General features: G+C 51.4%; 21 protein-coding genes. 15 read left to right on the top strand and 6 right to left on the bottom strand.

What is annotated here, in order from left to right; all coding sequences use genetic code 11:
- Nucleotides 1-123 precede the first annotated feature (123 nt).
- On the top strand, nt 124-1,989 hold the full coding sequence (locus tag H3L98_RS06050) for a tetratricopeptide repeat protein (RefSeq protein WP_051531952.1): 1,866 nt from the start codon (nt 124-126) through the stop codon (nt 1,987-1,989).
- Between the two features lie 64 nt (nt 1,990-2,053).
- Here the strand turns inward: H3L98_RS06050 and prmB are convergent, their stop codons facing one another.
- Entirely contained in the window at nt 2,054-3,004 is a 951-nt protein-coding gene (prmB, locus tag H3L98_RS06045) for a 50S ribosomal protein L3 N(5)-glutamine methyltransferase (RefSeq protein WP_051531951.1), read from the bottom strand.
- Nucleotides 3,005-3,127: 123 nt separating this feature from the next.
- On the opposite strand from prmB, the gene H3L98_RS06040 reads away from it, so the two are divergent.
- Both H3L98_RS06040 and adk read left to right on the top strand, forming a co-directional pair.
- Nucleotides 3,128-4,066 carry a BamJ family beta-barrel-assembly machinery protein gene (locus H3L98_RS06040; RefSeq protein WP_051531950.1) on the top strand — a complete coding sequence of 313 codons (939 nt, stop codon included), beginning with the start codon at nt 3,128-3,130 and terminating at the stop codon, nt 4,064-4,066.
- 75 nt (nt 4,067-4,141) lie between these two features.
- The gene (gene adk / locus H3L98_RS06035) at nt 4,142-4,798 is read left to right on the top strand and encodes an adenylate kinase (RefSeq protein WP_027021205.1); all 657 of its coding nucleotides are present in this window, start codon (nt 4,142-4,144) and stop codon (nt 4,796-4,798) included.
- Nucleotides 4,799-4,839: 41 nt separating this feature from the next.
- On the opposite strand, the gene H3L98_RS06030 is transcribed toward adk, so the two are convergent.
- Both H3L98_RS06030 and H3L98_RS06025 read right to left on the bottom strand, forming a co-directional pair.
- Complete coding sequence (locus tag H3L98_RS06030) at nt 4,840-5,559, bottom strand: hypothetical protein (protein WP_027021204.1); 720 nt, start codon at nt 5,557-5,559, stop codon at nt 4,840-4,842.
- 7 nt (nt 5,560-5,566) lie between these two features.
- Entirely contained in the window at nt 5,567-6,841 is a 1,275-nt protein-coding gene (locus H3L98_RS06025; RefSeq protein ID WP_156932192.1) for a hypothetical protein, read from the bottom strand.
- 132 nt (nt 6,842-6,973) lie between these two features.
- Between H3L98_RS06025 and H3L98_RS06020 the strand changes: the two genes are divergently transcribed.
- Complete coding sequence (locus H3L98_RS06020) at nt 6,974-8,599, top strand: ABC-F family ATPase (RefSeq protein WP_027021202.1); 1,626 nt, start codon at nt 6,974-6,976, stop codon at nt 8,597-8,599.
- A gap of 82 nt (nt 8,600-8,681) precedes the next feature.
- Nucleotides 8,682-9,422, top strand: coding sequence for an oxygen-insensitive NADPH nitroreductase (gene nfsA, locus H3L98_RS06015; RefSeq protein WP_027021201.1), 741 nt, complete (start codon nt 8,682-8,684; stop codon nt 9,420-9,422).
- Nucleotides 9,423-9,480: 58 nt separating this feature from the next.
- On the opposite strand, the gene H3L98_RS06010 is transcribed toward nfsA, so the two are convergent.
- Nucleotides 9,481-10,272, bottom strand: a complete 792-nt coding sequence (locus H3L98_RS06010; protein ID WP_246327793.1) for an ADP-ribosylglycohydrolase family protein — start codon at nt 10,270-10,272, stop codon at nt 9,481-9,483.
- A gap of 123 nt (nt 10,273-10,395) precedes the next feature.
- On the opposite strand from H3L98_RS06010, the gene ccoG reads away from it, so the two are divergent.
- The 3 genes from ccoG to recO are packed head-to-tail and all read left to right on the top strand — an operon-like array spanning nt 10,396 to nt 13,107.
- Nucleotides 10,396-11,826 carry a cytochrome c oxidase accessory protein CcoG gene (gene ccoG / locus H3L98_RS06005; RefSeq protein ID WP_027021199.1) on the top strand — a complete coding sequence of 477 codons (1,431 nt, stop codon included), beginning with the start codon at nt 10,396-10,398 and terminating at the stop codon, nt 11,824-11,826.
- Nucleotides 11,827-11,829: 3 nt separating this feature from the next.
- A complete protein-coding gene (locus H3L98_RS06000) occupies nt 11,830-12,363 on the top strand; it encodes a FixH family protein (protein WP_027021198.1) in 534 nt (177 codons plus the stop codon).
- Between the two features lie 3 nt (nt 12,364-12,366).
- Nucleotides 12,367-13,107: a DNA repair protein RecO gene (gene recO / locus H3L98_RS05995; protein ID WP_027021197.1), complete on the top strand. Its 741-nt coding sequence runs from the start codon at nt 12,367-12,369 to the stop codon at nt 13,105-13,107.
- Here recO and H3L98_RS05990 read toward each other — a convergent pair.
- Entirely contained in the window at nt 13,076-13,801 is a 726-nt protein-coding gene (locus tag H3L98_RS05990) for a methyltransferase domain-containing protein (protein ID WP_051531949.1), read from the bottom strand. The genes recO and H3L98_RS05990 overlap by 32 nt on opposite strands.
- Before the next feature lie 179 nt (nt 13,802-13,980).
- On the opposite strand from H3L98_RS05990, the gene H3L98_RS05985 reads away from it, so the two are divergent.
- A complete protein-coding gene (locus H3L98_RS05985; protein ID WP_027021196.1) occupies nt 13,981-16,341 on the top strand; it encodes a LysM peptidoglycan-binding domain-containing protein in 2,361 nt (786 codons plus the stop codon).
- Nucleotides 16,342-16,432: 91 nt separating this feature from the next.
- Here H3L98_RS05985 and rpoD read toward each other — a convergent pair whose 3' ends face one another.
- Nucleotides 16,433-18,388, bottom strand: coding sequence for an RNA polymerase sigma factor RpoD (gene rpoD, locus H3L98_RS05980; protein ID WP_027021195.1), 1,956 nt, complete (start codon nt 18,386-18,388; stop codon nt 16,433-16,435).
- Between the two features lie 203 nt (nt 18,389-18,591).
- On the opposite strand from rpoD, the gene hemE reads away from it, so the two are divergent.
- The 6 genes from hemE to pyrC are packed head-to-tail and all read left to right on the top strand — an operon-like array spanning nt 18,592 to nt 22,399.
- Complete coding sequence (gene hemE / locus H3L98_RS05975) at nt 18,592-19,656, top strand: uroporphyrinogen decarboxylase (protein WP_027021194.1); 1,065 nt, start codon at nt 18,592-18,594, stop codon at nt 19,654-19,656.
- A gap of 30 nt (nt 19,657-19,686) precedes the next feature.
- The gene (locus tag H3L98_RS05970) at nt 19,687-20,205 is read left to right on the top strand and encodes a hypothetical protein (RefSeq protein WP_027021193.1); all 519 of its coding nucleotides are present in this window, start codon (nt 19,687-19,689) and stop codon (nt 20,203-20,205) included.
- Between the two features lie 8 nt (nt 20,206-20,213).
- On the top strand, nt 20,214-20,783 hold the full coding sequence (locus H3L98_RS05965; RefSeq protein WP_027021192.1) for a hypothetical protein: 570 nt from the start codon (nt 20,214-20,216) through the stop codon (nt 20,781-20,783).
- The gene (locus tag H3L98_RS05960; RefSeq protein WP_027021191.1) at nt 20,780-21,076 is read left to right on the top strand and encodes a hypothetical protein; all 297 of its coding nucleotides are present in this window, start codon (nt 20,780-20,782) and stop codon (nt 21,074-21,076) included. The genes H3L98_RS05965 and H3L98_RS05960 overlap by 4 nt, the downstream gene beginning before the upstream one ends.
- 14 nt (nt 21,077-21,090) lie before the next feature.
- Nucleotides 21,091-21,318, top strand: a complete 228-nt coding sequence (locus H3L98_RS05955; protein ID WP_027021190.1) for a sulfurtransferase TusA family protein — start codon at nt 21,091-21,093, stop codon at nt 21,316-21,318.
- Between the two features lie 40 nt (nt 21,319-21,358).
- The gene (gene pyrC, locus H3L98_RS05950) at nt 21,359-22,399 is read left to right on the top strand and encodes a dihydroorotase (protein WP_027021189.1); all 1,041 of its coding nucleotides are present in this window, start codon (nt 21,359-21,361) and stop codon (nt 22,397-22,399) included.
- Nucleotides 22,400-22,402: the final 3 nt, after the last annotated feature.

Genomic DNA, 22,402 nt, shown 5'->3' with positions numbered 1-22,402 from the left:
GCGGGCAGGCGTATGGTATAATGGGGAATTTTGGGCGTAATTTGTTCTGTGATGCCCGTGTAGAACGGTTGTTGTTTGTGTGCAACCGCACCTTTCCCACCCTATTGCAAGGAAATGCCACCGATGCCTTATCCGACCATACGAACCGGCCGCCCTGTGGCGGCGGCTTTGCTGCTGGCAATCGCCTCAAGCCTCCATGCCTACACGCCGCAAGCCGAAAAAACCTTCCGTCCTTCTGCCAAAACGCGTCCGATGAGCGAAGCGGAACGCACCGCCGACCTGCACCGCCGCCGTCAGATTTTGGAAAACACCCAAAACCTGTTTGCCCTGCTGGGCGCAGAAATCGCCGCCGAACGCGGACAATCGCGTTTGGCACTGAATACCTATATGGCGGTTTTGCAAAAAAGCAAAGACCCCGAAGTGGCAGAGCGCACCATTGAATTGGCAGCGAGTATGCGCGACCACGCCACCGCCGACCTAGCCTATGCGCTGTGGCGGCAGGTAGAGCCCAAACCCAGTCCAGCACAAAGACGCATCACATGGACACGCGCATTGGCAATGGGCGATACCGAACAAGTGTCGCGCGATTTGGAAAATGTGATTACCGAAGCCACCGAAGAACAGGCAAAACGTATTTTTCTGCTGCTGGCACATGTCGGCTCGGACAACCACGCCGTTGCCGCCAAAATTTTAAAACCGCTGCGCCGCGCTGCCAACCGTTACCCCGATATGACCGAAGCCGTGATTGCTTCGGCATTGTTTGACTCGATAACAGGCAACCACAAACAAGCCGTACGCGATTTGCAAAAACTCGCCGACCTGACCGACAACGACAACGAACTGCCCGACCCCACCCGTTTGGCATTGGGTTTGATTGTTCGCGACAACCCTAAACTGCTGCCCGAATTTTTCCGACAGACCGACAGTGCCAAACTGCCCCTTATCTGGCAGGCATTGGAAGTGGAAAGCCTGATTCAGGAACAAAAATACGAAGCCGCTTACGAGCGTTTGCAAAAACTGCTGACCCGTCAAAACAACAACGCCGATTTGTATATTCAAGCCGCCATTTTGTCGTACCAGCACCAAAAAGACCTCAACACCACCCTTTCCTATTTGGAAAAAGCCCACCACTACGGCACGCCCCTGCAAAAATCCCGTGCAGCGGTGCTGGCAGCCATCCGCCTGCTGGCAGAACACCGTTTTAGCGAAGGCGAACAATGGATTAAACGCATTACCGCCGCCGAAACCGCCCTTGACAAACTGGTTTTGCAAGTATCGCTGGCAGCCGAGCAAAAACAATGGCGGCAAGCCCTGCAATTTGCCGCCAAACACAAAACGGGCGACAACCGTCAAGGCCTGTTTTTCAATCATGGCGACTTAATTGAGCTGGAACTGTTTTCCCTGCACGAAGACAGCACTTCACCGCATAAAAAACTCAGCCATCTCAACCGTCTAATCCGCAAACTCGGCACCCACCCCGATGATATCCCGCATTTGGCGCTGGCTGTGTACCAGCGCGGCATCCTGTATGCCGACAGCCTGAAACGCAAACAAGACGCCATTGCCGATTTCCGCCACTATCTGCGCCTTAAACCCAATAATGCCCAAGGGCTGAACGCCTTGGGTTATACCCTGTTGGAAACAGGCGACAAACACATTGAAGAAGCCTTTACGCTGATTCGCGAAGCCTACCGCCTTGAGCCCAACAGCCCCGAAATTAACGACAGCATCGGTTGGGTGTATTTCAAAAAAGGCGACCCCAAAACCGCACTGCCCTATCTGCAATATGCTTACGAACAAGCCCCCACTGCCGAAGTGGCAGCACATTTGGGTGAAACCTATTGGGCGATGGGCGAGCAGGAAAAAGCCCGCAACGTGTGGCAGGAAAGTTGGCAGCAAAACCGCGACAACCGTTTGTTAAAACAGACTTTACACAAATACGGCATCCGTTTTAGCGATACAGCGACACAGCAGCACGCCGCGCCTTAAAAACCATTGGGGCAAGATGCTTTCAAACGGCATCTTGCCCCAAAGTTTTTCCAAAAATAAACAATCAGCTTTCAGCGCGTGCTGCGTCCAAATGCTCTTTGGTCAGCAAAAACACAAAACCGTCGCCGCCGCTGGTGGGCAACCACACAAACGGCAATTGCGGGAATGCCTGTTCTAACACATCGCGGTTATGCCCGATTTCTACTACCAGTACGCCGTGCGGGTTCAATAAATCAGGCGCACGCGCCAAAATTTCGCGCACCGCATCCAAGCCGTCTTCGCCGCTGCCAAGGGCGATTTCGGGTTCGTGCAGGTATTCGTCAGGCAAAGCGGCAACCGATTCGGCATCCACATAAGGCGGATTGGACACAATCAAATCATACGTTCCGTCCAAACCTTCAAACATATCGGTATGAATCAGATTGATGCGTTCTTCCAAACCGTAATGTTCCACATTGATAGCTGCCACTTCCAAAGCATCCAAACTGATGTCCACCGCATCTACCGCAGCATCGGGATAATGATGCGCCATCTGTATCGCCAAGGCACTGCTGCCCGTACACAAATCCAAAGCACTGTGTACCAACTCATCATATTCAATCCATGGGCGCAAGGGTTCACCCAATACTTCGGCAATAAACGAACGCGGCACAATTACCCGTTCATCTACATAAAACTCAAATCCGCCCTGATAGGCGCGATGGGTTAAATACGCGGCGGGAATGCGTTCATTCACACGTCGCGCCAACACAGCGGCAATATCGCTTTTTTCGCCGTCCAACAAACGGGCGTCCCAATAGCTGTCGATATCGTCTAAAGGCAGGTTTAAGGTATGCAAGACCAAATAAACGGCTTCGTCGCGGGCGTTGTCGCTGCCGTGTCCGAAAAACAATTCGGCTTCGTTAAAACGGCTGACGGCAAAACGGACAAAATCGCGCACAGTGTGCAGCTGTTGTACCGCCTGTTCAAAATAATCGGCAGCTTCGGCGGGGGTGTCTTCAGAAACGGAAAACATAATGATGCGACTTTCGGGCAAAAAGCGACATTATACGCGCAAGCACTTTGTACGGCGACGGCAAAACGTTATAATGGCGTTTCCGCTTTTTTTAAGCCCAATCCATAAACGAGAGACAAATTCATGAAACGACACACCCTTTTTCCGCTTGCCGTATTAAGCGCCTGCATTCTTGCCGCCTGTAACCCGCCGCCTGCCGGCAACGCCGCTTCTGGCACGGCTGCTGCCGCTTCGGGCGCATCTTCTTCTTCCGCCTCTGCACCCGCAGGCTTGGAAAGCGATGCCAAACAAATCAGCTATGTTTTGGGTTCGCAATTTGGCAAACAGCTGCTGGAAGTAAAAGACAGCGGCGGCGAATTGGACATCAAAGTGCTGCTGGAAGCCGTACAAGACCGCTTTGACGGCAAAGAGCCAAAAATCAAAGATGAACAAGTTCCTGAAATCATGCAGAAATTTGTTAAAAACATGGAAGAAGCCACTGCCAAGAAAGCCGAAGAGAACTTGGAAAAAGGCGAAAAATTCCTTTCTGAGAACAAAGACAAAGCAGGCGTAAAAACCACCGAATCAGGCTTGCAGTACAAAATCATCAAAGAAGGTACGGGCGACAGCCCCGTGATGGGTGACGGCGTAATGGTCGAATACACTGGCAAGCTGATTGACGGCACCGAATTTGACAGCACCAAACAACACGGCGGCGAACCCTTCCCCGTACCGTTGGCAAAAGACAATGGCTTGATTGCAGGCTGGAATGAAGCCCTGCAGCTGATGAAAGAAGGCGGCGAATACACCATTTACATCCCCGCCAAACTGGCTTATGGCAAAGACTCGCCCACGCCCAAAATCCCCGCCAATTCCGTATTGGTATTTGACATGAAAATTGTCAAAGTAGAAAAAGGCGCAGCCAAAGCAGGTGCAGGCAGCAAAGCCAAAGACAGCAAACCCGCCAAAGCAGACGACAAGCCCGCCAAAGGCGAGGACAAAGCCGCTGCCAAAGAAGCAGACCAACCCGCTAAAGAAAGCAAAGAAGACGCCGTAAAAGAAGACGGCGACAAGAAAAAATAAACCATAGGCGGCGGCGCAGCATCCTGCCCGCCGCCGTATCGTTTTTTTCAGCAGCAACTTATAAGGAACACCCCCGTGAAAGTTTTACTTTTGGGCGCACCAGGCGCGGGCAAAGGCACACAGGCACAATTCATTACCCAAGCCTTTAATATTCCCCAAATTTCCACAGGCGACATGCTGCGTGCCAACATCAAAGCAGGCACCGCATTGGGCATGGAAGCCAAAGCCATTATGGACGCAGGCGCACTGGTACGCGACGATTTGATTATCGCCATGGTCAAAGAACGCATCTCCCAAGACGACTGCGCCAACGGCTTTTTGTTTGACGGCTTCCCGCGCACCCTTGCCCAAGCCCAAGCCCTACAAGAAGCAGGCATTGCCCTAGATGCCGTTGTAGAAATTGATGTACCCGATGAAGCCATTGTCGAGCGCATCAGCGGACGCCGCGTTCATCCCGCATCAGGTCGCAGCTACCACATCGTCCACAATCCCCCCAAAGTGGCAGGCAAAGACGACGAAACAGGCGAAGACTTGGTACAGCGCGACGACGACAAAGCCGAAACCGTACAAAAACGCCTTGCCGTCTATCACGAACAAACCGCCGTATTGGTGGGCTTTTACGGCAATTTTGACGGCGAACGTCCCCCGCGTTACATTAAAGTAAACGGCTTACAAAGCGTAGATACCGTTAAAAACGAAATTTTAAGCCAATTGCAACAAAGCATTGCTTAACACCACCTGCCCCGCTGCTTCATTCAATACAGCGGGGCAAATTATTTGCGCCGAATAATGTATTTGCCTTTTGGCGCAGAAGAGCAGGGTTCAGGCGACAATGCCATAGAGACAAAACCCACCCAAGGCAATAACATCATCACCAAACAACATATATCCACCAGCCACGCCCCACCATAACGCAATACAGGTACAGCAAAATCAGTCGCAGTACGGATACTGTCTGCCTCTAACCAATGATGCAATCCACTTCGCCAAAAATACATTGTCGCCAAAAACTCACCGTAAATCTTTCCCCAAGACGGAATATGCGCCAACGCCCCCAACAATATTGCCACCACCATTGCCCCCGCCAGCCACAACCAGCACCGCCAAGCCCGCACCAAATAAATATTTGTTGCAACAATACGCCTGCGTTGCCACAACAACGGCAATAAAGGCAAATTCGCCCACACCAGCGCCGTCCAAAACAAAGCAGAATATAATGTCCGCAAAGCCAGCACATCATGATTGGCACGCACACTGGCACCCAATACGGCAATATCCGCCGCCACCGCACCAAACAGCTCATACGCACCCACAGCCGCATAAATATCCCATCCGCGCGAAAGCACAGGTTTGCGGATACGGTAAAAACTTGACAGATAGAAAAATACACGGCTGATTATCCATAATCCTGCCACACCATAAAAACCAATTGCAGCAGCAAAATATATCAAAATAATCACCACAATAATCATGGCTACCAAGAACGCTTCCATATCTATCTCAATCCTTTCCTTTTGGCTGCAACACCCAAAAATCAGACCAACGGATTAATCCGATTTGATGCAAAATATCTGCCGGCAGGGCAATATCCAACCAATATTCGCGGATACGTTCCTCATGCGTATCATAAGAAGGCTTACCAGTATATTGAGGGATTTCCTGCATACCAAAAAAACTCTTGCAATCTTCATAGCGGTAGTGGTTTCCCTGTGGATGGGTACATGCGACACGGATATGTTGGCTTATCTGTGGGGCAATTTCCCTTTGTGCTTCACTGTTTACCGAGTGAACACGGTAATAATACACCCGATATTGCCTATCCCTACCAACTTCCACTGGTTGAGTAAGCCCATCCACAATCGAGGTATGATGGTTGGTCAGTACAATATTTTTTGTTTTTTCGCTTCCCTGTGCCTGTGCATATTTCAATAAACGCGCCAAAATGGTTTGCCAATGCCCTTGTATGGGCATGGGACAGCTTTTTTGCACATGAGCAACAGTCATCACAGGCGCAGAACGGTCGGCAATATGATAGATCACGGCACTACCCGTACCCGAAATAACAATCTGCCCAATGGAATCGCGATACTGATGATATAAATCCTGAATATACCATTCGGTATGCGGATGGTCGGAATGCAAAATCAAAACATCTGCACCACTAGATACGCCGATATCCACCCAAACTTTATCAGCATGTTGATTTTCTAAGCGATACACCCCACTCAAATTATCCCAATCGGATAGCCATTGCTCAAAATCACCACAACGGTTGCTGTTTACATAAGCTGTTTCATGTTCCGATTTATTGAGTTTTGCCACGATATCACGGTCGTTGCACAGATTGCTACTTACCTTGCCTGTTACCCCCGCCCAACAACGCCAACGCCCGTTTTCCGCTTGAAACCATAGGCTGCGCCGCTCTAAAGGTTCAGGTATATAGCGCTCTGTCGAACCGATTGTCACTTTGTTAAAACGGGAAACTTCTCCATTACCGCTATATTGGTAACGTGGTAAAAAGGTGTATTTATAGGCATCGCGCTGCGGATAATAGCGGTAGCCCTCACGCAAGAAAGCATGGGCATTTTTCGGCATGGCATCGCCGTTAATCGGATGGTGCGGCGGGGGCAGTTCTGCCAACACATTTTGTATGGTTTTGCGTAACAGCCGTTTGGCTTCTACCCGTTGTGCATGAAAATTCATCAAAGGCGATACCGCTGCCCATACCCCCAGCACAATAGCCGTTACCAAAACCGTCCTTGCCAACCACTTCATCACCAAACCCTTCATGATTTTCTAACACATTGTCATTATACTATTTTCATTTTCGTACAGCCTAAAAACCGACCGCAAGCGTTTCATGCTACAATCCGCGCCGTTTGATAGATTGATTTTTGGCAATACACCATGATTTCCACCAACAACATTACCATGCAGTTTGGCGCAAAGCCATTGTTTGAAAACGTATCCGTTAAATTTGGCGAGGGCAACCGCTACGGCTTAATCGGTGCCAACGGTTCGGGCAAATCCACCTTTATGAAAATTCTCGGCGGCGATTTGGAGCAGACTTCGGGCGAAGTGGCGATTGAACACGGCGTGCGCTTGGGCAAGCTGCGCCAAGACCAGTTTGCGTATGAAGACATGCGCGTTTTGGACGTGGTGCTGATGGGGCATACCGAAATGTGGGCGGCGATGACCGAGCGCGATGCCATTTACGCCAATTTGGAAGCCACTGAAGACGACTATATGCGTGCGGCGGAACTGGAAGCCAAGTTTGCCGAATACGACGGCTACACCGCCGAAGCGCGTGCGGCGGAACTGTTAAGCGGCGTGGGCATTGAAGAATCGCTGCACAACGCCACCATGAGCGAAGTCGCGCCTGGATTTAAGTTGCGTGTGTTGCTGGCGCAGGCCTTGTTTTCCAAACCCGATGTTCTGCTGCTGGACGAACCGACCAACAACTTGGACATCAACACCATCCGTTGGCTGGAAGGCGTATTAAATCAATACGATTCCACCATGATTATTATTTCCCACGACCGCCACTTTTTAAATGAAGTCTGCACCCACATGGCGGATTTGGACTACAACACCATCACCATTTACCCCGGCAATTACGACGACTATATGCTGGCTTCGGCACAGGCGCGTGAACGCACCATGAAAGACAATGCCAAAGCCAAAGAAAAATTGCAGGAATTACAAGAATTTGTGGCGCGTTTTTCGGCGAACAAATCCAAAGCCCGTCAAGCCACTTCGCGCTTGAAACAGGCAGACAAAATCAAGGCGGAAATGGTGGAAGTGAAACCTTCCACCCGTCAAAATCCGTATATCCGTTTTGAAATGGACGAAAAATCCAAGCTGCACCGTCAGGCGGTGGAAGTGGACGGTTTGTCCAAATCGTTTGAAAATAAATTGTTTGAAAAATTGAACTTTATTTTGGAAGCGGGCGAGCGTTTGGCGGTGATTGGTCCGAACGGCGCGGGTAAATCCACTTTGTTGAAATTATTGGCAGGCGCGTTTGATGAAAAACTGGCAGACGTGCAAGCCGATTCAGGCAGCATCAAATGGGCGGAAAAAGCCACCATCGGCTATTATCCGCAAGACCACGAAAATGATTTTGACGTAGCCATGGATTTGACCGAATGGATGCGCCAATGGGGTCAGGAAGGCGACGACGAACAAGTGATTCGCGGCACGTTGGGGCGTTTGCTGTTTGGCAGCAATGATGTGGTCAAGCAGGTTAAAGTGTTGTCGGGCGGCGAAAAAGGTCGGATGCTGTACGGCAAACTGCTGCTGCTCAAGCCCAATGTGCTGATTATGGACGAACCCACCAACCACATGGACATGGAAAGCATCGAGTCGCTGAATATGGCATTGGAAAAATACAAAGGCACGCTGATTTTTGTGTCGCACGACCGTCAGTTTGTGTCGTCTTTAGCCACGCAGATTATTGAGTTGGACGGCAAAGGCGGTTTTGAACACTATTTGGGCGACTACGAAAGCTATTTGGCGAAAAAAGGTTTGGCGTAAACACGCTGCGCCCATCGTTTTGCCCTGCTGCCGATTGGCGATATAATCGCCCTTCCCCCAACCCACACACAAAGGCACTGCTATGCTTAACAGCCAAGCCGCACTTGCTACGGCATTAAACCACCGTTCTATCCGCAAATTCAGCGAAGAGCCGATTTCAGCAGAAATGTTTGACGCAATTATCCAAGCGGGACAAATGGCGTCCACGTCCAGCTTTTTGCAAAGCGTGAGCGTGATTCGCGTTACCGACCGCGAAAAACGCAAACAAATCCGCGAAGTGGCGGCAGGTGGTGTGCCGAAAGGTCATCACTATGTGGAAAACTGCGCCGAATTTTTGGTATTTTGTATTGACGCGCACCGCCACCATCATTTTGCCCCGCACGCGCAAACCGATTGGATTGAAGTGCTGATGGTGGGCGCGGTGGATGTGGGCTTGTTTGCCCAAAACGTGCTGCTGACTGCCGAATCACTCGGTTTGGGCGGCGTGTATATCGGTGGCGTACGCAACGATATTCAGCGCGTTTCCGATATTTTGAATATCCCCGAACACGTGATTCCGCTGGTAGGTATGTGCTTGGGTCATCCCGCGCACGAACCCGACCAACGTCCGCGTTTGCCTGTGCAGGCGGTACTTTCCGAAAACGAATACCGCGCCGCCGATGCCGAAACCCTGCAGTCTTACAATCAAACCGTGGGCGAATATTATCAAAACCTGCGCGGTTTGGATTTGGATTGGAACAAGCAGATTAACGACACCTTTAAAGGCGAAATCCGTCCCGATATGCTGGCGTATTTGAACAAACAAGGCTTTGCCAAACGTTAAAAATCTGTACCGTCAAATAAAAAACGGTTAGCGCAATTTATGTGCTAACCGTTTTATTTTATGCAGGAATACGCGCCAACACACGCACCATTTCATCAGGCAAACGCGTCAATGCCGCATTGACCATATTTTTCGGCAAAGCGCGGTAATAGGCTTCGGCAATGCTGCAGGCAATCGCCGCCAAAGTGTCGCTGTCGCCACCCAACGATATGGACAAACGCAGGGTATCTTCAAAACTTTCGCCGTCAAAAAACGCGGCAAATGCCTGTGGTACCGTGCCTTGGCAGCTGTGGTCAAAACGGTAATGCGGACGGATTTGCTCGCAGTTGCGGGACAGGTCGTAACCAAATAAATCGCTGATATTTTGGCGGATAAAATGTTTGCTTTCGCCATTACGCGCCCAATACACCGCAGCGGCAACGGCTTGCGCCCCTTTGATGCCTTCGGGGTGATTGTGGGTAATCACAGCGCTGTCGCAAGCGGCGTTCAGCGTATCGGATAACGAATCAAACACCCACCCCACCGCCGACACCCGCATCGCCGAACCGTTGCCCCAGCTGTTGTAAGCAGGCGCATCATCACGTTGTACCCACTCAGCAAAGCGCACACCGTATCCGCCGGGGACGACAGGATAACGGCAGCACCACTGGCGCATTATTTGCGCCAAATCGCCCCGACAGCCATCTGCCGCCCATTCTGCCACCGCCACCGTACACACCGTATCATCGGTAAAATCCGATTGTTCGGTAAACAACTCAAAATCGGTTGCCTTATAGTTGCCAAACTCAAAACGAGAACCGACTATATCACCGATAGCTGCACCCAATAACATAATTAACTGACCTTTCATTTGATATTGTTCAAAGCACCGCCACATTATAATGCCTATTGCCGACACAGGCGCAACGGCTGACTGAAAAAGCGTATAATTCCCGCCCTAATAAAACCATCAAAAACCTTTTGGAACCCAACCATGAGCGAACCGAACAAACCCGCTGCCAAACAGAAAAAAGTTTTTGACATCCACCCCGAAGGACAGCGCATTCACCCCAAAAAAGCCACAGGGCGTTTTGCCAATTTGCGGATTTTTGTGCTGCTTGCCACGCAAATATTTTTTTACGGCGTGCCTTGGCTGATGTGGAACAACCGCCAAGCCGTGTGGTTTGACATCAGCGGAAGGCATTTTTATTTGTTTGACATCGTATTGGTTCCCAGCGATTTGTTTTTATTAAGCGGATTGCTGATGGTATGTGCGTTCGGGCTGTTTTGGTGGACAACCATTGCAGGTAGGCTGTGGTGTGGTTACGCCTGTCCGCAAACCGTTTATACCGAAATCATGTTGTGGATTGACCATTTGGTAGAAGGCGACCGCAACAAACGTTTGAAACTGCAAAAAGAACCGTGGCACGCCCGCAAAATCGCCATTAAGCTGACCAAATACCTGCTGATTATTGCCGTTTCCGCGTGGACGGGCATTACGTTTGCAGGCTGGTTTGTGCCGATTCGTGAATTTGTTCCCGCCCTGTTTACAGGCAACGCCGCCAGTGGTGCGATAACGGCTGCTGCCATATACGGCACATTTACTTGGCTGCTGGGGCATATTATGCGCGAAAAAGTGTGTTTGCATATGTGTCCGTATGCCCGCTTCCAAAGCGCCATGTTTGACCACGACACGCTGATTATTTCCTACGATGCCGAACGCGGCGAACCGCGCGGCGCACGCAAAAAAAACGCCAATCCCCAAGACGAAAAACTGGGCGACTGCATCAACTGCACCATGTGTGTGCAAGTGTGCCCCGTGGGCATTGATATCCGCGACGGTTTGCAATACCAATGCATCGGTTGCGCTGCCTGTATTGATGCTTGCGATGAAATCATGGACAAAATGCAGTATCCGCGTGGCTTAATCCGTTACACCACCGAAGCCGTCCTCAAACACGAATACAGCGATGCAGACATTAAAAAACGGCTGTTGCGTCCCAAAGTTGCCTTATACGGCGGATTCTTGGCACTTGCTGCCAGTGCGGTGATTGCAGGGCTGATTACCCGTCAAACCCTGCATATTGATATTTTTAAAGACCGCGGCGTGATGGTGCGCGAAAACAAACAGGGTTTGTTGGAAAACGCCTACAGCCTGAAAATCAACAACGCCAGCGAAAAACCGCAAACCGTGTGGGCGAGTGTGCGCGGGTTTGACGATATTTATTTAACCGGCATTCCCGAACAGGGTTTGGAAGTGCCTGCGGGTACGCTGATTACCGTACCCGTGCAGGTTGCCACCCAGCCCGAATACGCCGACAAAGGTAGCCACCCCATTGAATTTGAATTCCGCTACCGCTACAGCGATGCGCCCGAAAGCGACACCCGCACCCTGAAAGAAAAAGCCAGTTTTATCGGAGAATAACGCATGACACACCCACCCGCCGCCGACCGCCAACCGTGGTTTAAACAAAAAATCTTCTGGCTGCTGATGGCAGGACCGATTTTGGTGATTCTTGCCGCTGCTGCCACCGTGTATATTTCTGCCCGCGCAGGCAGCAACGATATGGTCAGCGACGACTATTACAAAGACGGCAAATACATCAATATGCAGATTGAACGCGATGCCGAAGCCCTCAAACGCCACATCCGCGCCCAATTGCTGTTTAATCCCGAACACACCGCTGCCAAAGTGTTCGTGTCGGGCGATTTTGAGCGCGAACGCCCCTTACAGCTGGTGTTGTTACACCCTGCCAAGCAAGAGTTTGACACCACCATCGCCCTAAAAGCCACAGGCACATCGGGCGACAAAAGCGAATACATTGCCGAATTAAGCAACCTGCCTGCCGCCGTGCATTGGTATGTGCGTTTGGAAGATGCGGCAGGCGCGTGGCGCGTGGGCAACAAATGGCTGCCCAAACAAGGCGCGACCTTGGATTTACCGTCTGCCGACACCCCTTAATCCATGCCCCCGCCCCACCGCATCGACAAACAACCCGTTTTTTTACTGAACAGCAAGCCGTGGCGCGAAAACAGCCTGCGTTTGGACGTGTTCAGCCGCGACCACGGGCGCATCGCCCTACTCGCCCGCAGTGCGCGGACACGCGGTTCGGAATTACGCGGTGTGATTGTGCCGTTTGTGCCGTTTTCCGCTTCGTGGTATGGCAAAGACGAATTGAAAACCCTGCACCGCGCCGAATGGTTGGGCGGTTGGGCGCAACCGCAATCGCGGCTGCTGTTTAGCGGATTGTACGCGCACGAGCTGGTTTTGCGTTTAACTGCGCCCGAAGACCCCAATCCCGCCGTGTTCGCCGCCTTGGAACGGCTGTTGCGCGAACTGTGTACCCGTCAAGCCCACACCGCGGCTTTGCGCCGTTTTGAATGGGCGTTGTTAGATGCCTTGGGTTTGTGTCCCGATTTGCGCCGCGACCACCACGGCGATGCCATTCACCCCGAAGCCCTGTACCGCATCCGTCCTGAAGCCCCACCCGAACGCATCACTCAAGCACAAACACAAGATATTGCCGTTTCTGGTGCCGTGCTGCTGGCATTGCCCGAAGGCAATCTGCATCATGCCCATGCCCTGCAAGCCGCTTCACAAATGATGAAAATGCTGATTGCCTTTCGTCTGCCCCAGTTGCACACGCGCAATGTATTGGAACAATTACAACAATTCAAACACCGTTTGGCGCATTCTGCCCCGTAAACGGCTGTTTTGCCGCGCCCAATACCACCGCTTCAGGCGCAAAACCGCAAGGTTGCGCGTCTGCCTGCCAACGCATTCCCGCCCGTTGTTTGCGTAATACCAAACCATACACCGCCGCGCCATGCGGCCACCAGCGGTTGCCCGCCAATTCCATAAAACGCATTCTGTGCAGCCATTTGGCAGAATCCACAGGCGGCAGGTAGTGCATAAAACGCCCTTGCGCCACCTGCCAGCCTGCTTGTGCCACACAGTGTTTAAATTGGGTAAACGGCAGCGACTGCGCCACCTGCGGCACATTGCCGCCGATGCGCCATAAAGAATAAGGGTTAAACCCCGTCAGCACCACACACCCAAACGGACGCACCACGCGATACAGTTCCGCAAGCCACGTTGCCACCGACACACCAAAATCGCCCGCGTGTGCCGTCAATACCACATCAAACACATTGTCGCGCCAAGGCAAAACCGTTTCTTCTGCCAACACATCGGCAGGAAGTGTGACACATTGCCACAACGCGCCCTGTGTTGCCATTTGCGCTGCCGATTGCTCGGTAAACGCCCCCGTCAATAGCGTTCGCCGCCCCGCCAAACTGCCTGCCGCCTGTTGGAAAAAATCCCATTCTTGAGCATAAACATATTGACCCAATTCACTTTTTCCCCACCACTGGCGCAAATCCGATACGGTTTGAATCATCTTATTTTCCTTTTGTGTGCGTATGTTCCCAACCCCAGCCGCGCACGCCGTATGTGCTTACGTCTGAAGCCTTGCAATGATTTTACTTGTCCAGCCATTGACACATCAACTTGAAAACTTTACGATAGGTTTATCAGCCAAATTTATCTCAACCCAAGCGATTGAGTCATCATACCATTATGAAACCACTAAAATCCCTAGCCATTGCCGTAGGCGGTTTGTGCGCCCTACCCGCTGCCGCACACGGTAAAGACAACAGCGTTCCCAATACCGACGCTTCGGGCATGGCAATGATGCGCCTGAACGCATCGGTTTTACAAGAGAACACCGCCGCTGCCAAACACACCGCCAAAGCCGACACTACCGCCCAACGCATTTACGGCGGCAGCGTATGGAAACAGCTTGCCCACGATTTCCGTTTAAACGAAGTCAATTCGGGCTTGGTACGCAGCCACGAAAACAAATTTGCCGCCAACAGCGCGTATTTCAAACGTACGCTTGACCGCAGCAAACCGTATATGTTCCACATCACCAACGAAGTGAAAAAACGCGGCATGCCCGCCGAAATCGCTTTGCTGCCCTTTATTGAAAGCGCCTATGTAACCAAAGCGCGTTCGCATGTGGGCGCATCGGGTTTGTGGCAATTTATGCCTGCCACAGGTCGCCACTATGGTTTGGAACAAACCCCGCTGTATGACGGTCGCCACGACGTGTACGCTTCCACCAACGCCGCTTTGAATTACCTGCAATACCTGCACGGATTGTTTGGCGATTGGTCTTTGGCACTGGCTGCCTACAACTGGGGTGAAGGTAACCTTACCCGCGCCATCCGCCGCGCCCAATCCGCAGGCTTGCCGCCCACTTACGAAAACCTGCGCATGCCCAGCGAAACCCGCAACTACGTTCCCAAGCTGCTGGCGGTGCGTAATTTGGTAATGAATCCGCAAAATTACGGGCTGCAACTGCCCGAAATCCAGCACAGCCCCTATTTTAAAGCCGTAAGCGTAGATACGCCCATGGATATTATGGCGGCGGCGCACTTGGCAAATATTCCCGAAAACGAATTTTTGGCATTGAACCCCGGTTTCAAAACCCCTGTATTTATTCCCAAAAACGGACGCAAAATGCTGCTGCCCGTGACTGCTGTCAATACCTTTGAAAGCAATTACCGCAACAGCGATGCCCGCTCACTGCTGTCTTGGGACGTGTACACCCCCGACTACACCACCACTTTGAGCGACATCGCCGCCAAAACCAATACCCCCGTGGGCGAATTGCGCCGCTTAAACGGCATTAACGGCAACCGCGTTTCTGCCGGTAAAAGCATTTTGGTAAGTCGTAACAACACCTTAAATAATCAGCAAAACATCAACTTCAATTTTGCCAAAGCCGATAACGACCCTGTTCCCGATACCTATGTGGAACAAGCCCCCGTGCTGACTGCTGCCGATACCGCGCCGCCTGCCGCTCCCGCCGTAGCCGCCGCCACACCCGCACCGCAACCGCAGCAGCAAAAACAAGCCAATTTCATCAATTTTGTTGAAAACGGCGCAGTAAACGAAGCCGCTGCCGAAACCGCGTTTGCCCAAGCCGCAGCTTCCGAGCCTGCTGTGGGACGCAGTTTTGAAGCCGCAGTGGAAGCCGTTAACCGCTTTGAAGACCCCATCCGCGCCTTCAGTGCCAAAGAACCGTCTTCCCCCACCCATAACGTCAGCGCGAAAAACTTTGCCGATAAAGCCGTTCAAGCTGCCAGCGAACACTTGGCTTTTGCCGATGTTACCCGTGGTGCATCCGAAGCCGCTGCGCCTGTAAGCGACAACATCACGGCGTCCGCGCCTGCCGCCGCTGCTGACGACCCGTTGATGAACTTGGCGAAACAACGCGCCCAAGCCTTGCAAGCCGCCCGCAGTACCGTTGCACAGGCAAATGCCCAAGCCGAACGTGCTGAAGCCGCCCGCATTGCCAAAGAAGTCGCCCGTGCCAAAGCCCGCGCCGCCGCCGAACGCGCTGCCAAAGTTGCCGAAGCCAAAGAAGCCAAACGCCGCGAACAAGAACGTTTACGCGCCGAGCGTTTGCAACAGGCAAAACAACTGGCACACGTCCGCCAAGCACGCGAAGCTGGACAATCCGTTCCGCAGGCCATCCGCGCTTCAGCCCAAATTCAGGCATACAGCGGCACACATAAAGTCAGCGAAGGCGACACTCTGTACAATATCGCCAAGCGTTACAATATGAACGTGGCAGATTTGGCAAGTGCGAACGGCATCCGCAACAACAGCATCCGCATCGGTCAGGTATTGCGCATCAACGGCACCAAAAAACCCGCTACCCAGCGCAGCAATCCGTTGAGCAAGGTTTCGGGCAACAGCCACGACTACGCCGCACCGCGCAGCACGCCCGCATCCCACACCGTGCGTAAAGGCGATACCTTGTACAGCATCGCTGCCCGTTACAAAATGAACGTTAATGATATCAAACGTTTGAACAAAGGCGTATCCAATCTGAAAACAGGTCAGACCATCAAACTGATTTCCAGCTGATGCCCTACAGCTTGCCGCTCAATTGTTCACAGCGGCAGCCAAATCAAAAAACACACCGTGATGATTCACGGTGTGTTCTGTTTTTAAAGCATTATTTCGCGTCTTCGCTATCCAAAAAGCTCTTCAGCTTATCGCTGCGGGTGGGGTGGCGCAACTTCCGCAACGCCTTCGCCTCAATCTGGCGGATGCGCTCGCGCGTTACATCAAACTGTTTGCCAACTTCTTCTAAAGTGTGGTCAGTATTCATATCAATACCAAAACGCATGCGTAACACCTTCGCTTCACGCGGGGTCAGGCTTTCCAACACGTCTTTGGTTACTTCGCGCAGGCTGGAATACATCGCCGCATCGGCAGGGGCAACATTATTGATATCTTCAATAAAATCACCCAGATGTGAATCATCGTCATCGCCAATCGGCGTTTCCATAGAAATCGGTTCTTTGGCGATTTTCATGATTTTGCGGATTTTGTCTTCAGGCATTTCCATCAGTTCCGCCAGTTTTGCCGAATCAGGTTCTTCCCCTGTTTCTTGCAGGTATTGGCGCGAAATCCGATTCATTTTGTTAATGGTTTCAATCATATGCACGGGAATACGAATCGTACGCGCTTGGTCGGCGATAGAACGGGTAATCGCCTGACGAATCCACCAAGTGGCATAAGTGGAGAATTTGTAACCACGGCGGTATTCAAACTTATCCACCGCTTTCATCAAACCAATATTACCCTCTTGAATCAAATCAAGGAATTGTAAACCGCGATTGGTGTATTTTTTGGCAATGGAAATCACAAGGCGCAAGTTTGCCTGAATCATTTCCTGCTTGGCGGCAGCGGTTTCTTTTTCGCTCAACACCATGTTTTTGCTGATGTCTTTTAATTCACCGATGGAAATGCGGGCGTGCTGTTCCAATTCTGCCATTTCGGTTTGTTTTTCCAAAATGGCGTGTTGGAAACGCTCCAATGCGCTGCTCCACACGCGGTCTTTGGCGATTTCTTCCGCCAGCCAATTCAAATTGGTGGCATTGGGCAAAAAGCTCTGCAAGAAGTATTCGCGCTCCATATTCACGCGCTCCAAGCAGATGTCGCGGATTTCGCGCTCCAATTTGCGGATTCGGTCCACTTTGCCGCGCAGGTTTTCGCTCAGGCTTTCAATTTGACGGGTGGCAAAACGCACTTCCAACAGTTTGGATGCAATCGCGCTGCGGTGTTCCAAGTATTTTTCGTGCTTGCTGTCGTGTTTTTCCAGCGCAGCCAACATTTTGTCGTAACTTTTTTGGATGTGCTTAAAGTGTTCAATCACTTGCTCTTTCAGCTCTTCCAAATTGGTTTCCATACCGCCGCCAACATCGCCGTCTTCTTCTTCGTCTCCGTCGTCTTCGCTGTCGCTGTCTTCATCGGCAGATTCGGCAGACACGGCAGCAGGGGCGTTGTTTTCCAAATGCCCCAAACCCAATTCGTTTAACAGCACTTCATTGGGGTCGATAATGGCTTCCACCACTTCATCTACGCGGATTTCGTTTTTCTTGATTTTTTCAATCAATTCCAAAATTTCGCCTACCGAACCAGGGCAGGCAGAAATCGCCTGAATCATGTTTTTTAAGGCGTTTTCAATTTTTTTGGCAATGATGATTTCGTCTTCGCGGGTCAGCAAATCCACCTGCCCCATTTCGCGCATATACATACGCACAGGGTCGGTGGTGCGCCCGAATTCGGAATCGGCTTGCGATAAGGCGGCTTCGGCTTCGGCAACGGCATCTTCGTCAGTAATGGCGGCGCTGTTGTCGCTCATCAGCAGGGTTTCGGCATCGGGTGCTTCTTCGGTAACCTGTATGCCCAAGCCTTGTATCATATTGACGATATTGTCAATCTGTTCGGCATCCGACATATCGTCGGGCAGCGCGTCGTTGATTTCGGCATAGGTGATGTAACCACGTTCTTTACCGAAAATAATCAGACGGCGCAGACGCTCGCGCTGTTCTTCGGGCGTGAGCGGGCGGTTGTCGTCGTTGTTTTGTTCTTCGTTTTCGTTGAGGTAGGGATGTTGGGACATGATTTTTGCTGCTTTCGTAATGCGGATGGCGTGGGCGCGGCAGTCGCGCGGCGTAATTGGGGGTCAATATAGTGGCATCGCCGCCAAATACAAGTGAAATAGCGGCAAATTATAACAAAAATTGCCCTATTGCCCCATGATGCGCCCGCGCTGACGTTTTCGCTATATAATCGCCGCGTCAACCTTATTTTACCCAAACGATTATGGCCACTTTAAAAAACGACACCTTTTTACGCGCCCTATTGCGCCAACCTGTTGAATATACACCCGTATGGATGATGCGCCAAGCAGGGCGCTACCTGCCCGAATACCGCGCCACCCGCGCACAAGCAGGCGATTTTTTGTCTTTGTGCCAAAATGTTGAGCTGGCAACCGAAGTCACTTTACAACCTTTGGAACGCTTTGATTTAGACGCAGCGATTTTGTTTTCCGACATTTTAACCGTGCCCGATGCCATGGGCTTGGAACTGTATTTCAGCACGGGCGAAGGTCCTAAATTCGCCAAACCCGTGCAAAACGAAGTCGATGTTGCTGCGCTTACCGTTCCCGATATGGAAAAACTGCGCTATGTGTTTGATGCGGTAACTTCTATCCGCCGCGCTTTAGACGGGCGTGTGCCGCTGATTGGTTTTTCGGGCAGTCCGTTTACGCTGGCGTGCTATATGGTGGAAGGCGGCGGCAGCAAAGATTTCCGCAACATCAAAACCATGATGTACGCCCGACCCGATTTGCTGCACCGTATTTTAGACGTCAACGCCCGCGCCGTTACCGAATACCTGAACACCCAAATCGCCCACGGCGCACAAGCAGTGCAGATTTTTGATACTTGGGGCGGAGTACTGTCGCACAATGCCTTCCGCGAATTCAGTTTGGCGTATATCCGCCAGATTATTCAAGGCTTAACCCGCGAACACGAAGGACGGCGCGTGCCTGTTATCGTGTTTGCCAAAGGCGGCGGGCTGTGGCTGGAAGACATGGCAGAGTGCGGCGCAGACGCTTTAGGCTTGGATTGGACCTGCAACATCGCCCAAGCCCGCGCCCGTGTAGGCGAACAAGTTGCCCTGCAAGGCAATTTAGACCCCTTTGTGCTGTTTGGCACGCCCGAACGCATCCGCAGCGAAGTCGCACATATTTTGGCAGATTACGGCACAGGCAGTGGTCATGTGTTTAATTTGGGACACGGCATCAACCAGTTTACCCCACCCGAACACGCCGAAGTTTTGGTAGAAGCGGTACACGAACTGTCGCGCCCGTATCACAGTGCCTAACACCTTCAACCCAAAACAGAAAGGCATAATATGTTTACCAAACTTTCCTTGTGCGCCGTGCTAACCGCACTGATGTTCGCCCCGATTGCCGCGCAAGCCCAAAAACCTGCTGATGCAGAAAAATCCGTTGAACATCAGACCTTTCTAAAAGGTTTCAATCAATTAAGCGATGCAGAAAAAATGCTGATGCGCACAATGGTAGTTAATTTTGCTGACAAACAAATACAACAGGAAGTTGCGAATAATCCCGCACTTAAAGAATTTTTCCAATCTATCCACATTGTTTTACAACAAGAAAACACCATCGCCTATCAAATGGAATTACAAGATGATGTATCGAATATGATGCAACACAATGGTCAAGCTGCGGATACATTTGCCCAAATGTTTACCAAGCTGACCGAAAACACCATGTGCCAAAAAACCCAACATTTACACACCTTAAAAACCCTTGGTTTTTCACATTTTGCCGTTCAACTGACCCACCAAGGCAAAACCCTTGGACAATCGCGCCACGCCTTGCCCGATTGCGCCACGCCTGCACAGTAAACAAACAAATGATTAAAAAGCTACTTTACCCAATCGGTATTGGTTTTGCGTTGGTGACTGCAACTGTGTTTGCTCAAACGCCCACAGCTGAAACTCAGCCCCATTCCCAAGCACCAACAAGCGCTCATCTCAAAACATTACGGGAACTGGCAGAAGGCGTAGAACAATTGTCGCCATGGGAACGCCAGCAGTTGCGCGAATATATGCTGCGCGAAACCAAGCGACAATTGACCAATGGTTCGTTTTTTAAAACCTATCAGCGTGTCGTTTCGCCCCATTCCGATTTGGCAAAATCAATCCAACACACTGATGTTGAAATAGAAAATGAAACCACATTGGTGATAAACATACAGTTCACCCCAACAGGCATGGCAAACGTCCAACCCGAACGATTGAAGCAGCTCCCAAACCCCCAATTGCACTGCCAAACCAGCCAATTTTTTGCTTATACAGTGAAATTGATGGGATTGAACGATATGATTTTCCGTGCGTATGCTCCAGATGGAAAAATTTTGGCGCAAACCCATACCCATTGGTGGAAACACCCTTGTTTAGAAAAGGAAACGATAAAACCATGAGTACGCTGGATTGGATTGCCGCAGGCTATGTATTCGGTATTCCACTGATTGCGCTTGCCGCCGTGTGGCAAATGTATGTGGTGCTGAACGAAAGCCATGCGCTGAACCGCTTTGAAGGCACACCCAAAATGCTGTGGGTTGCCATTTCGCTGTTTTTTAGTTTTAGTCTGTCGCTGTATTGGTTTTGCCCGAATGCGCGTAAAAAAGGCATCGTGTTTGTGCTGTTGGGCGGCGCGGGCGTGGCGTTGTACGGTATGGCATCTTATTTGAAAATGCGTTTGACTACCCCTTAAAAATAGGAAAAACAATGAGCGATTTAACATTGGATTTAAAAGGTTTGAAATGCCCGCTGCCGATTTTACGCACCAAAAAAGCCTTGGCGCAGGCACAAAGCGGCGATGTGTTTACCGTACTCGCCACCGATGCGGGCGCACCCGATGATTTTGCGGCGTTTTGCCGCCACACAGGGCATACGCTGCTGCAATCGGAAAGCGGAGCAGACGGCGTGTTTACGCTGATGATTCGCTGCAAATAATGCCTGTCCCCATTATTCCTCGCCTTTTTAAGGAACTGCCATGCAAACCCTAACCATTATCCAACCCGATGATTTTCATGTTCATGTGCGCGATGGCGACGGCTTACGCGCCGTTGTGCCGCATACTGCCCGCCAAATGGGTCGCGCCCTGATGATGCCGAATCTGAAACCACCCGTTACCACAGTGGCACAGGCATTGGCGTATAAAGAAAAAATCCTCGCCGCCGTGCCGCAGGGCAATCCGTTTGAACCGCTGATGTCGCTGTATTTAACCGACCACACCACCCCCGCCACCGTGCGCGAAGCCAAAGCAGCGGGCATTGTGGCGTTTAAGCTGTATCCCGCAGGCGCAACCACCAATTCGGATTCGGGCGTAACCGATTTATTTAAGCTGTTGCCCGTGTTGGAAGAAATCGCGGCGCAGGATATGCGCTTTTTGGTGCATGGCGAAGTGACTGACCCCGAAATTGATATTTTTGACCGCGAAGCCGTGTTTATTGAGCGCGTGTTGTTGCCCGTTTTGGCAAAAGTGCCTGATTTAAAAGTGGTGTTTGAGCACATTACCACTGCCGATGCCGCCGAATTGGTGTGTGGTGCGGGCGATAATGTTGCTGCTACCGTTACGCCGCAGCATTTGATGTTTAACCGCAATCATTTATTGGTGGGCGGGGTGCGTCCGCATTTTTACTGCTTACCCATTCTCAAGCGCGAACGCCACCGCCGCGCCCTGCTGGATGCCGTTACCGGCGCACAGGCGCACAAATTCTTTTTGGGAACGGATTCCGCGCCGCATCCGCGCCACGCCAAAGAAAATGCCTGCGGTTGTGCGGGCGTGTTCAGCGCGGCAACGGCGATTGAGTTGTACGCGCAAATCTTTGAACAAGCAGGCGCATTGGATAAATTACAGGCGTTTGCTTCGCAAAACGGGGCGCGTTTTTACGGTTTGCCCGAAAACCCGCGCACCATCACGCTGGTAAAACAGCCGCAGCGCGTGCCTGAACGGTTTGATTTTGGTGCAGACGAAGTGATTCCGATGTGCGCGGGCGAAGAGCTGGCGTGGCGAATTCAGTCAGACAGCTAATCG

The sequence above is a fragment of the Conchiformibius steedae genome (assembly GCF_014054725.1).
Lineage (GTDB): Bacteria > Pseudomonadota > Gammaproteobacteria > Burkholderiales > Neisseriaceae > Conchiformibius > Conchiformibius steedae.
Note: the sequence above shows the minus strand (reverse complement) of the source record. Positions and strands in the feature narration are given on the sequence as shown.